The organism is Candidatus Protochlamydia sp. W-9 (assembly GCF_001950615.1).
Lineage (GTDB): Bacteria > Chlamydiota > Chlamydiia > Chlamydiales > Parachlamydiaceae > Protochlamydia > Protochlamydia amoebophila.
On sequence record NZ_BCPZ01000181.1, the window covers coordinates 1 to 11128 of the forward strand.

At 33.2% G+C, this 11128-nt stretch carries 10 protein-coding genes; 6 read left to right on the forward strand and 4 right to left on the reverse strand.

What is annotated here, in order from left to right:
* Positions 1–461 precede the first annotated feature (461 nt).
* Positions 462–620, reverse strand: coding sequence for a hypothetical protein (locus BU804_RS13325; protein WP_155117116.1), 159 nt, complete (start codon positions 618–620; stop codon positions 462–464).
* 317 nt (positions 621–937) lie between these two features.
* On the opposite strand from BU804_RS13325, the gene BU804_RS05965 reads away from it, so the two are divergent.
* The gene (locus BU804_RS05965) at positions 938–2614 is read left to right on the forward strand and encodes a DUF11 domain-containing protein (protein ID WP_075883375.1); all 1677 of its coding nucleotides are present in this window, start codon (positions 938–940) and stop codon (positions 2612–2614) included.
* Positions 2615–2883: 269 nt separating this feature from the next.
* Positions 2884–4263 carry a hypothetical protein gene (locus BU804_RS05970; RefSeq protein ID WP_075883376.1) on the forward strand — a complete coding sequence of 460 codons (1380 nt, stop codon included), beginning with the start codon at positions 2884–2886 and terminating at the stop codon, positions 4261–4263.
* A gap of 38 nt (positions 4264–4301) precedes the next feature.
* Here the strand turns inward: BU804_RS05970 and BU804_RS05975 are convergent, their stop codons facing one another.
* Both BU804_RS05975 and BU804_RS05980 read right to left on the reverse strand, forming a co-directional pair.
* On the reverse strand, positions 4302–4610 hold the full coding sequence (locus BU804_RS05975; protein ID WP_075883377.1) for a hypothetical protein: 309 nt from the start codon (positions 4608–4610) through the stop codon (positions 4302–4304).
* Between the two features lie 288 nt (positions 4611–4898).
* Entirely contained in the window at positions 4899–5228 is a 330-nt protein-coding gene (locus BU804_RS05980; RefSeq protein WP_075883378.1) for a hypothetical protein, read from the reverse strand.
* Positions 5229–5345: 117 nt separating this feature from the next.
* Between BU804_RS05980 and BU804_RS05985 the strand changes: the two genes are divergently transcribed.
* The 3 genes from BU804_RS05985 to BU804_RS05995 are packed head-to-tail and all read left to right on the forward strand — an operon-like array spanning position 5346 to position 7946.
* Positions 5346–5642 carry a hypothetical protein gene (locus tag BU804_RS05985; protein WP_039357270.1) on the forward strand — a complete coding sequence of 99 codons (297 nt, stop codon included), beginning with the start codon at positions 5346–5348 and terminating at the stop codon, positions 5640–5642.
* Between the two features lie 11 nt (positions 5643–5653).
* Positions 5654–6238 carry a Maf family protein gene (locus tag BU804_RS05990; protein WP_075883379.1) on the forward strand — a complete coding sequence of 195 codons (585 nt, stop codon included), beginning with the start codon at positions 5654–5656 and terminating at the stop codon, positions 6236–6238.
* Between the two features lie 22 nt (positions 6239–6260).
* A complete protein-coding gene (locus BU804_RS05995; protein WP_075883380.1) occupies positions 6261–7946 on the forward strand; it encodes a HEAT repeat domain-containing protein in 1686 nt (561 codons plus the stop codon).
* A gap of 139 nt (positions 7947–8085) precedes the next feature.
* On the opposite strand, the gene BU804_RS15315 is transcribed toward BU804_RS05995, so the two are convergent.
* Positions 8086–8211 (reverse strand): hypothetical protein, encoded by a 126-nt coding sequence (locus BU804_RS15315; protein WP_255371572.1) that lies wholly within the window; start codon positions 8209–8211, stop codon positions 8086–8088.
* 544 nt (positions 8212–8755) lie between these two features.
* On the opposite strand from BU804_RS15315, the gene BU804_RS06000 reads away from it, so the two are divergent.
* Complete coding sequence (locus BU804_RS06000; protein ID WP_075883381.1) at positions 8756–10918, forward strand: hypothetical protein; 2163 nt, start codon at positions 8756–8758, stop codon at positions 10916–10918.
* The last annotated feature ends 210 nt before the right edge of the window (positions 10919–11128 follow it).

The following is an 11128-nucleotide window of genomic DNA, read 5'->3' on the forward strand; positions in this document are numbered from 1 at the left end:
ATCTAACCAATTCTTTGTGTTTAACAAAAATTTCAAGAAATCTAATACCTTAATCATATTTTTAATAGATTTCGAAGGCTTTTTAAAGCAAGGAAAACTTATTTATTGCTTATCATTTCCTATTTTTCTGTTTTTTTTAGAATTTTTTTAAAGAGATTTTTTTTGCACTTTGAAAATTTTTATCAATTTGAAAACCAAGGAGTTAAAAACAGTTTCTAGCAAAACTCATTTTTAATTAAAAAAATCTTCTGGAACAATTAATTCTTAAGGCGTATTTAATGAGATAAATACTTTTTTGTTAATCGACCCCTAATCAACATGCTTACATGAAGAAAAAGGCGATATATAAATGGGTAATAGAAAATGACGAATGTTATCCTTTACACTTTTTAAAAACTAACAGGAGTTCTTTCATGAAAAAATTTTTAGGTTTAGGCTTTTTAGCTACATTAGTATTGTCTTTATCTAGCTGCTGTTTCGATCGTAACCCAAGCTGTGAGCCGTGTTCTCCAAAGCCACGTTACTGCGAGCCAAGGGCATGTTCTCCAAAGCCGGTATGCGAACCAAAATATTTTGACAACAGTGATTGCTACTAAAATGCGATTTGCATGCCAATGCATGTGAAACTCAAAAGCAGATGAATAATCTCTCTGCTTAGTTACAAAGTTTTAAGTAATTGGCAAAGGAGTTGTGTAAATTGAAAAAGTCAAACACAAAAACTCAACAATGAGTTTAAATGAATGCGAAGTTTTCAAACACACCCCATGCCATCTAAAAGTTTCGCAAAAAATACAGCTCATAAAGGTCGGTAAGTAAGACATCTTTCTTAATCAGATCAGAAAAACTGTAGGGCATGTAACGATACTGACTCTAAATTTATAATTCAAAAGAATTATCCAAAATCTTCTACAACTAAGACCTTAACCAAGGAGTCTTTATGAGAAAACAACTAGGGATATTAACCTCGTTGGTTTTTTTAGGTGTTTCGGCACTTCTTTGGACAGGCTGTTCCAATTCACACGGAAGCAGCGATTATTGCGAACCTTCGGCCCCGATTTGTGCGCCAAGTAAACCAATCTGTCCTCCTGTATGCAAGCCTTGTTCAGAGCCTTGCAAAACTCTCAATCCATGTCGGCCAGTTTGTGAACCACAGTCATGCGCGGTTCCACAAAAAGCGACTAGCAAACCTGCTTACCCTTTAGTTGCTCAAGAGCACTGCCCTCCTAAGTGTGCAGCTCCTTTAAAGCAATGTAAAGCTGGACCTGCAGGTGAGTGCTCTACAAATGGGGTAACAGTTAAAGCTCGAAATCCCAAAATGTGTATTCTTGGTGACCAATATCCTCTAGATTTAGAAATTTCTACTAGCTGTGATGTTTGTGAAGTTATTCTAACAACTACTCTTCCTGAAGGTGTAACTTATTTGAGAAGCCAACCAGAAGCAAAAGTTGATGGCCGTACTGTTGTTTGGTCTTTTGGCAGCATGAATCGAGGACAAACTGTTCCAGCTAGAATTTGGTTAAAAAGCGAAAGAGAAGGTGATCTTTGCACATGCTTCTGCGTGAAAGCAACCCCAGTTGCCTATTGCGCTCTCCTTTGTGCAAAACCTGTTCTTGTTTGTGAAAAACATGCGCCAGCTGAAGTTGGTCCAAATGAACCCATCAACTATACAATTACTGTAACAAACATTGGTACATGCCCAGCCGAAGATGTTGTCATTACTGATAATATCCCAGATGGACTAGAACATGCTAGTGGTCAAAAAACTCTTAACTTTAAGTTAGGCACCTTAGAGCCTTGCCAAACGAAAAAAATGAACTTCTGCTTAACAACTTGCCATCGTGGAAATTTCTGCAATACAGCAGTTGTAACAGCTTGCAATGCTAATCAAACATCTTGCGAAGCTTGCACATGTGTCGCATGTTGCCAAGTTGAATGCCAAAAAGTTGGACCTAAAGAAGTTCCTGTCGGACAAAATGCTGATTACCAAATCACAGTTGTGAACACAGGTGACAAGTCACTTCATGAAGTTGTTGTTACAGATACAGCTCCTTCTGCAACAAGTATTGTGACAGCTTCTGGTGCAAACATTAATGGCAAACAAGCTATTTGGAAACTTAAAGAACTAAAAGCTGGTGAAAAAGCAACATTCAACGCTACGTTGACAACTTGCACACCTGGCTATTTTGTTAATAGAGTTAATGTCACTAACTGTGAAGGTTGCAACTCTAGCTGCGAATTTGGTACAAACTGGAAAGGACGCCCAGCTCTTGATGTCGGTATAACAAATTCCGATAATCCAATTTGTGTTGGTGAAACAAGCCGCTTTAAAGTGATTGTGACTAACAAAGGTCAAGAGTATGATACAAATGTAAATGTTGTTGTCAACTTCCCAAGCGAGCTTACTCCAGTTAATGCATCTGGTGCATCTGCAGCTCAGTTAAAGGGACAAACAGTTACATTTGCTCCATTCCCAAATCTCGCTCCTCGGCAAACACTTGAGTACTATATCACTGTTAAGGCTAATAGTCGCGGTGATTTACGTCCTAAAGTGCAAGTAAGCTCGGATTTCATTAAAAATCCGATCACACAAGAAGAGAGCTTAATTGTGAACTAAGGTCTGATTTTCTAAATCAGTGATCAAAAGGCAGATCTTCGGATCTGCCTTTTTCATTTCACAAATCTAAAATTACGCCTTTTGGATAATTTTTCTAATTGAGAATTTAATTTTTCGATTTTTTTATGCTCAACAATAAAAATGCCCCTCAATTATTTGGGACAAAGTATTTAAAGAAATATCTCCTTAGTGAAATATAAAGAAACTTTGAGAAAAATGGCATTCAGTTTGCATAAAAAAATATTTAAATTCTTTGATTAAGGTGGATAATGGATAATAGTAATTTGAATTATCAAATTTATGCTTGCCTCCCCTTTGTTGAATTAGCAAAAGAAACATGTATTCAATTTGAAGCTGTTATCTTTTGGCCTGCTTCCCAATATTCAACTTATTTAAATCAAACTGAACATCTTTTTTTTCAAAATTACATTTACTCTATTGGTCAAATAAAAGCTAAGGTGGGTAATGAAAAAGTTAAGTGGATTAACACAATCAAACTATATCCTAAAGAAACAACATGTATTTCTATCTCAAATCAAATCCCTGTTTCAGAAAGAGAGGCTGTTTTAGTCGATGCTCTTTATTTGCTTTATTTTGCTTGTACTTTTCGAGACCTTTACTATGGAAATGAAATTCCTTCTTTTAATGCCTTTAGAAAAATCATCCCTTGTACGCTCGATTTTATTAAAAACAAAGATAACTGGAAAAAGCTTTACATCAATGAGAGTTATCGCGAAGAAACTGTTTGTATTCATTTTCTTGATCAAGACATCTGCCAAGGACTGGGAAAAACGCTGCTAACAATTTATCAATCTGCGCCCCATGAAAACATGGCTACCATTCATGCCTATAAACGTCTCGTTCGCTCCATCCGATATTTTGTCGATCGCTTCTTTCAACGGTTTGTTAATCTTTTTGAAAAAGAATTCCAGTTTGCTGAATATTTATTTGAACCAGAAGATGTAGTCTTTTTAGCTTCGAGTTTTGAAGCTTTATTCGATCTTAATGATCAACAAGTCACAGCAGATTTTAAACATAAACTTCGCCCTCTCCTTCCGTTGAAATTTACAAAACCATTAGAGCTATTTTGGAAATGGATTGACGATTTTTATGAAGTCAAACGAAAAATTATTCATGGAGGAACAACTCCAGATCCTCTTTTTAAATTAAACCCAAATTTTGAAATCCCTCATATTTTGATAGGAATTAAGCTTTTTATTTATTCTGTCTACTATATGCTATATCGTTACCAACTCATTCATTCTACACTTGCAGATGCCTATACCCCCCCGGACTTCAAAGGGATACATCCTGAAGAAGTTCTTCTATTTTTTTGGACTGAATCAAGTTTATTAAATAAATTAAATGTTTACACGAAGCAGTTTGAACAAGGATCTAAAGAAAAAGAATTGCAAGCTGATATTCATTTGCTGACAACCTTATTTGTCTCTATGTATGACAGGTATTATTTACATCCTCATCTTAATAAAATTAATTTTATTCCATCTTCACTTGAATCTATTTTAATCAATGGACAACAGATTTTAGATAGATTAGAAAAGAATAGATCTATCAAAAATCATCAAAATTTATTGGATATTGTTGCTCTTACATTTTCAGATCGATTAAAAAAAAGGCTGGCCCAATAATAATAGAATGAGCTACGCCCAAACAAATTGTTTTAATCTTAAGTAAACAATAGACTCTGAAAAATTTTCACTTCAGCCAGTAAATTGTTTCTTTCTTTTTCCTCGTTTTGCCTTATTTCACGCGGATTAACTTCAAGAGTGGCTAATAAATTTTTAATAACATCTTTGCTGGCATTCACTTGATAAGCAATTTTTAAATGATCAATTAGAGTGATGACTTGCAATTCAATGAGATTCAATCCTTTTGTCAATTTTTTACGCATTTGGTAAACATATTCTACAAAAAAGGGAATTGTAAATTTGTCCTGGTGCTCATGTTCTAATAACTTAATATTCTTTATTAACATTTTAATTTTATATAAGTAAATGTAGATATATTCAGTACGCTTTTGAAAAAGTTTAATTAAATGTTGAGAAGAGGCTAAAAAAAAAATTTAATTTGCTGTAGATTATTTTGATGGTCATGAATTAAATTTATAACAAATAAATTGACCTCTTCTGTTACAAATAAAAAAAAATTTCCTTTCTCCTTCTTGTTCTTTAGCCATTTTCTGCATACTATACTCAAAAATAGAAAAAGCTTTGTCTTCAATTTCCGCCAACCATTTATCAATCACTTTAATGTCAATTGATTGTCAAAAATGATAATCATTTTTCAATGATTTTAAACTTTCCAGATTAGATTTGATTTCTTTAAATTCTTTAGCTGCTAAAAAAGAACATTGAAGGATTTGAGAATCAAAAGAAGATAATAATTTATCAATTGCATCCAAATGACCTTTTTTATTAAGGTGAATTTGAATCCAATAAAGAACTGTCTCCCAAAAGGTAGAATATTTGGAAGAAACTTTTAAACGATGGACGCAACCCCGACTATCTTGCATCAACGTTTCGTCAAATTCAAGAGGTTGATGAAGTAAATCTTGATACTCAACTTCTGTCCCAAATATATTCAAGGGATTCATCGAGATAAAACATTCTTAATCATGGATGGCCTATATCGTATAGTAAGCTAATTCTAGAATAATCTCTTAAACCTATTTTTTGATAAAACAATCATAAACTTCTCATAAAGTTATTTCATGTCAAACCCTATCCAAATACGTCTCTTTTTAGGCTATTTATTACAAGGAGAAATTGCAATACATCTTCAACAAACGTCTCAAGAAAATAGACAAAAGTGGAAACTGGAAAAAATATTTGAGAGTGCTTATTGCAATGATAAAGAATATATTGGTTTTTTTACCGAGGAGATGCCAACTTACAAATCTTTAAAACAAATTGAAGAAAAGATTAAAACTCAGTTGCAACTTTATTGTCCTAAACTTAATTTAGATAAACAAAAAATTCAACTTTTCCCGCAAATATTTCTAAGCTAGGGATAATAACAATGAAGATAATTTTAGGATCACAATCTCCTCGTCGTAAAGAAATTTTAAATTTTTTTTCTCTTCCCTTTGAACAAGTGAGTCCTTTCTTTGATGAAGAGGCTGTCCCATTTGAAGGTAACCCAGAACACTATGTTTTAAGTTTATCCGCTGGTAAAGCCAAATCACTTAGATATCAATTTCCTAAAGATATTCTCATTTCTGCAGACACTGTTGTTTACAAAGAAGGAAAAGTTTTTGGAAAACCACGTAGTAAAGAAGAAGCTTTTCAAAATTTACGTGAACTTGCTGGCCATTGGCATTCCGTTTATACAGGAGTTAACGTATCAAATGAAACTCAAGAAATTCAACAATTTGAAGAAACAAAAGTTTTATTTAATTCATTGACAGATGATGAAATCCATCAATATCAAGAGAAGATTCATTGTGCAGACAAAGCGGGTGGATACATGATTCAAGGAGCGGGAAGTTTGATCATCAAAAAGCTGGAAGGATGTTATTATAATGTAATGGGACTTCCTATTAATACTTTGAGATTGTGTCTATCTGAGATAGGCATCGATCTCTGGAAATATTTAAAAGATTGATAATTTAAACAATGAGTTTTAAATGAATCTCAATTTAGTCATAAAAGGGGTTTTATTCTCTCTATTTTGTCATTTTTTTTTGCAAACAAAAGAAATCCATACTTCTCAAAACGGGCGTATTCTTTTTCTTATCCAGCAAGGAGATCATTCTCAAGCATTAAATCTCTACATGAATAACCTTCAAGCTAATGAATTGCATGATTTTGAACTTTTACATCATATAGGATTAGGGATTTTAGATTTTGGATATAGGCAATCTGATCCTGAAATTGAACTTTTGTCTTTGCTAGGGGCAAGTGTTTCTGCTCATGAAGATGCCTATTATATCTTAGAAGCTGGTTTAAAAAATCGTTATCCTCAAATTCAATTGATTGCATTGAATACCTTAGCTCGCCTTCAAAGTGATAAAGCTGATCAAATGATTCTTAAAGCGATGGGATCTAATCAACTTTTAATTCGACTAGAAGCTTTAAAACAACTTTGTTTAAAAAATCATCCAGCCTCTATTAATCAAGCTGAATCTCTTATGTATAAAACGCCAGAAATTCTAATTTCTCTTTATCCACCTTTAATTGCCTCCGTGGGAACTCCACAAGCTATAAGGGTCTTAAGAAAATTACTGCATCATCCTTCTGAAACAGTTCGTCTGTCAGTCATCCATAGCATTGCTAAATATAAAAGAGATGATTTACTACCACAAATTAGGCAACAGGCTTTTCAAGGAAATCAAATTCACCAAGAAGCTTGCGCACATGCTCTCGGAGTTTTTCACGATGGGTATAGCAAAGACAAATTGCAAAAATTAACCTTTTCTCCCTATCCAACAGTTGCCTTAGCGGCCCATTTGGCTTTATATAAATTAGGAATCAACACCTCTGCTGATGCTATTGAAGCAATGGCAAAACAAGAAAATTTATTTGCCATTCAAGCTTTAGGAGAAATTCCTGAAAAAAGTGTGGTTCTTACAAACTTCTTAGACCACTCAAATCCTCAATTGCGCATTAATGCTGTTTTAGCTCTATTAAATCAAAAAAATACGGTTTGTTTTCCTTATTTGAAAGAGATCATTTTACGCCATAAAAAAGATTATGCATTTGTTCTTGATCATTCCCCTGGTAGAACTTTTAAAATTTGGAAAATCATTCCTTCAGCTAGCCAAATCATGGAAGGTGACCTGGATTATCAAGAACATATAACCCTTAAAGAATCTGTCGTTGAAACCGTAAGAAGTCTTTCCGAGCCTTTTTTTATTGTTCTTGCTCATGCCATTTTTGAATCACAACAAAATGAGCTTATTCCTTTAGTTACTAGCTTGTTAGAAGAAATAGGCTCTCACGACGCAGTCAATTGCTTAAAAGCTCATCAACAACAATTAGGAGCTCCATTTGTGCGTCATTATTGTAACTTGACACTTTATCGTCTTCAAGAAAAAGGCCCTTACGCGGAACAACTCAGACAGTGGATCAAAACTCAACGAGAAACTGAATTTATTCGATTTAAAGGATCTATTACAAATCCTTGGAAATTAACTGAAAATAGTTATCAACTAGCTCCCGCTGAAGCTTCTCAGCTTTTAATTAAAATATATGAAGCTTTTGCGATTAATCAAGATACGCTAGGAATTGAAGCGCTTTTGGAAGCCATTAGTCAAGATCAAACCAATAATAAGTATGCCTTGGCTGGTATTCTGTTGCGAGCCACACAATAAATTAATCTGTTGGAAAATTTCTCTGAAAGGAGTATCGACAAGCTTTTGTAAATTAAAAACTTGCCAATTTCTAAGCCTTTTAAATTTAATTCAACTTCTTTCAAGAAATGATATTAAAATGTGGATAGAAAAATGATCTTTATTCTCCACAAACTTCTTTAAGTTGCTGATTTAAGCTTGCTTCTTCTTGTTTAAAATCGATTGTTTTAGGATCAGTATTAGAAAACAATGCTAAAACTTCTTTTACTCCAGATTCTTGCATCAAATAGCCTGCTCCTTCCTACCGAAATACTTTTTTCCCGAAAGAGCTGTATCTGCCAAAAATTGTTCTTGGATGTCTGATATCTGATCAAATCATCAATTAATTCCTTTCGATTTTCGCTTAAATTTGAGGACATTTTTTCTGGCAAAAGTGAGAGATTGTATGTCCAAACTTGCTGCATAAAACCAATAGCAAAATTCTTTTAAAAATAATTGGATTCCTTGTGACAATGAATCGCTAAAATTTTCTTTTATCTATAGAACTTTAATAGAATCATAAGTTCGTCATTATATTGTTAAAATATACACATCTCAAAAACTTTAATCTATTTCTTGCTCCGATTTTATGAATTCAAATTATTTTAAATAAAAAAGTAAATATCACTATGTTTTTATTATATATTGATTCATTTAAAAAAATTCAAAAATTAAAATTAGGTATCTCTAGCATTTCTATCCATTTTACTCTGAAATAGGTCATTCTCACCTTTTGAGTTAATCGCTTTCATCGTATAATCTGCTCTTTTTATCTTATCAAACGTATATCCATGTGTTTTCATCCCTTCATTTTATTTTTATCTCTTCTTCCATTTTTAGGGTTTTGCCCCTCCAATTATGCTGAAGAAACCGTTAAAGTCGTACATGAGGGTTTTGCTGAAGGCATCACTGTCGACCTAAAAGAACCTCTTTATATAGATGGTGTTATGACAACCAATCAAGGAGGGGTGATTTCTGCACCTCGCCTTCGTATCCAAGCAAAAGTCATCCGTTATACAAAAAAAATGATCGATAAAACTCCGATTTTAACAATTGAAGCAGAAGACCAGCTCATGATCGAATTTGGAGATTACCTATTTACAGGACAAAAACTCTACTATGACTTTCAAAAAAAAGAAGGTTTTATTGAATATGGACGAACAGCGATAGAACCTTGGTTTTTCGGAGGCGAAAAAATTGAAATGCGCTGTGATGGTAGTTATGTTTTATATAATGGTTATATTACGACATCGGAAAACGAACAACCCGAATGGGGTCTTTATTCAAATAATGTCTATGTCAAACAAGGACGACACCTGAAAGCTTATGATGTACAACTAAAACTCAAAAAATACACTATTTTATGGATTCCTTCTTTAAGTGCTAACTTAGACTCTATTTTTGATTCCCCTATTCGTTATCGTTTTAGATGGGGAGGAAGACAGGGGCCACGCGTAGGACTTACTTACGAAATATTTTCTTGGAATCGTTGGAAAACATTTGTGCGATTTGATTATCGTTTAGCTAGAGGCCCAGGAGGAGGTATTGAAACAAGATATCATTCTGTTGATCGTAAAACGGAATTTCAAAGCATTAATTATTTAGCTAGAGATTCTTCTCTTTTGGACCCAAATGAAAAAGCCCGCTATCGTTTTGAAGGGTTATTTAAAACACTCTTAGATCAAGATAAAGTAAGTATCTTAATGACTTATGACAAGATCAGTGATAGAGATATGCCAAGTAGTTACCACGATAGAGATTTTGACTTTGATCCGTCAGAAAGAACACAAGTATTAATCAGAAGACAAGAAGATTTGTGGATTGGAAATTTATACACACGTTTGCGTATTAATAGTTTTCAAACCGTTAAACAAGAGCTTCCTACCCTGTCAGTAAACTTTAAGCCTTTTCCTTTGCAAAGAACGGGAATTATATTTGAAAATTGGGCTAGTGTTTCTTACTTAGATTTTAAGTATTCCAAACACATAGTGGATGTTCCTAATTATGCTTCCAATCGGTTTGAATATAGACCTACTTTATATCGGCCATTCATTGCAGGCCCTGTAACTATTACCCCTCAAATGGGTTTTATAGAAATTTTTTATGGAAATAGCCCAAAACATACCTCTCAACTCCTTAGTTTGGGATTAGTCGGTTGTCGAGTTGAAACACAACTTTATAAACATCTTGGCGACTTTAAACATGTTATTATCCCCTATTCATTTTTTCACTACTATACATCTCCTACTTCATCTCCCAATCAACATTACATTTTTGATATTACAGATGGTTGGGCTCGCTTAAACAAATTAACGATAGGTTTTAAAAATTCATTGTTATTAAAAGAACAAAACGGCATTTCACAACTTTTTTATGCAAATATTTATACTCACGCTTTTTTCAACTCCAAAACGATTGCTCGAACTTTTCCCAAACTTTATGGAAAATTTGTCTTTTCCTCTATTTCTACTATTAAACACACGATTCAAACAGCCTGGGATTTTCAACATCATCTATTTGATCATTTTAATTTTCGCTCTGAATGGACATTAAGCGCTGACTTTGCCTTAGCTATCGAGTATCGTCACAGAAGCGCTTATAGTTGGCGTAAAGTCGATGAAGAAAACTTTTTTCTTGATAGTTTTCGTTCTGAAAACAATTTATTTAATTCAGCTCTATCTGACAGACGAAATACTTTTTTAATTCATTTCTTCTATCGCTTTCATCCTAATTGGGCTTGCGAATTTTCTTCTAGACAAGGGTGGAATCGAAAGAAAGAACCTAGTTATTTAGAATATGAAATCGATTTATTAACAACAATTCAGACGGCTTGGCATTTACGCCTTTCTTTTCAACATCGTGAAAATGACAATCGTATAGCTCTGTATGTGAATGTAGGTTTAAGAAGGCCTGAAGGAAAGCACTGTGAACACAAAATCTATACTTTTGATTAATTTTTAGTTATTTTAATTCTAAACAAACCAATAGTAATTTTAAAATATTTTTTTCTATATTTCTTAATATATATTATATAACTGCAATTATTCAATAACTCCTCTTTTCAGAATTTTTCTATTTTAAATATTAAATGAAATTCATTCCACTCAAGAAAATAATAAAATTATAAATTAGCATAATTCTTTTACATATTTATAAAAAAAACT

Excerpts from the sequence above, each read along its gene's own strand:
- BU804_RS13325 (WP_155117116.1), bottom strand. The coding sequence starts at position 620 with ATGCATTGGCATGCAAATCGCATTTTAGTAGCAATCACTGTTGTCAAA.
- BU804_RS05965 (WP_075883375.1), top strand. The coding sequence starts at position 938 with ATGAGAAAACAACTAGGGATATTAACCTCGTTGGTTTTTTTAGGTGTT.
- BU804_RS05970 (WP_075883376.1), top strand. The coding sequence starts at position 2,884 with ATGGATAATAGTAATTTGAATTATCAAATTTATGCTTGCCTCCCCTTT.
- BU804_RS05975 (WP_075883377.1), bottom strand. The coding sequence starts at position 4,610 with ATGTTAATAAAGAATATTAAGTTATTAGAACATGAGCACCAGGACAAA.
- BU804_RS05980 (WP_075883378.1), bottom strand. The coding sequence starts at position 5,228 with ATGAATCCCTTGAATATATTTGGGACAGAAGTTGAGTATCAAGATTTA.
- BU804_RS05985 (WP_039357270.1), top strand. The coding sequence starts at position 5,346 with ATGTCAAACCCTATCCAAATACGTCTCTTTTTAGGCTATTTATTACAA.
- BU804_RS05990 (WP_075883379.1), top strand. The coding sequence starts at position 5,654 with ATGAAGATAATTTTAGGATCACAATCTCCTCGTCGTAAAGAAATTTTA.
- BU804_RS05995 (WP_075883380.1), top strand. The coding sequence starts at position 6,261 with ATGAATCTCAATTTAGTCATAAAAGGGGTTTTATTCTCTCTATTTTGT.
- BU804_RS06000 (WP_075883381.1), top strand. The coding sequence starts at position 8,756 with ATGTGTTTTCATCCCTTCATTTTATTTTTATCTCTTCTTCCATTTTTA.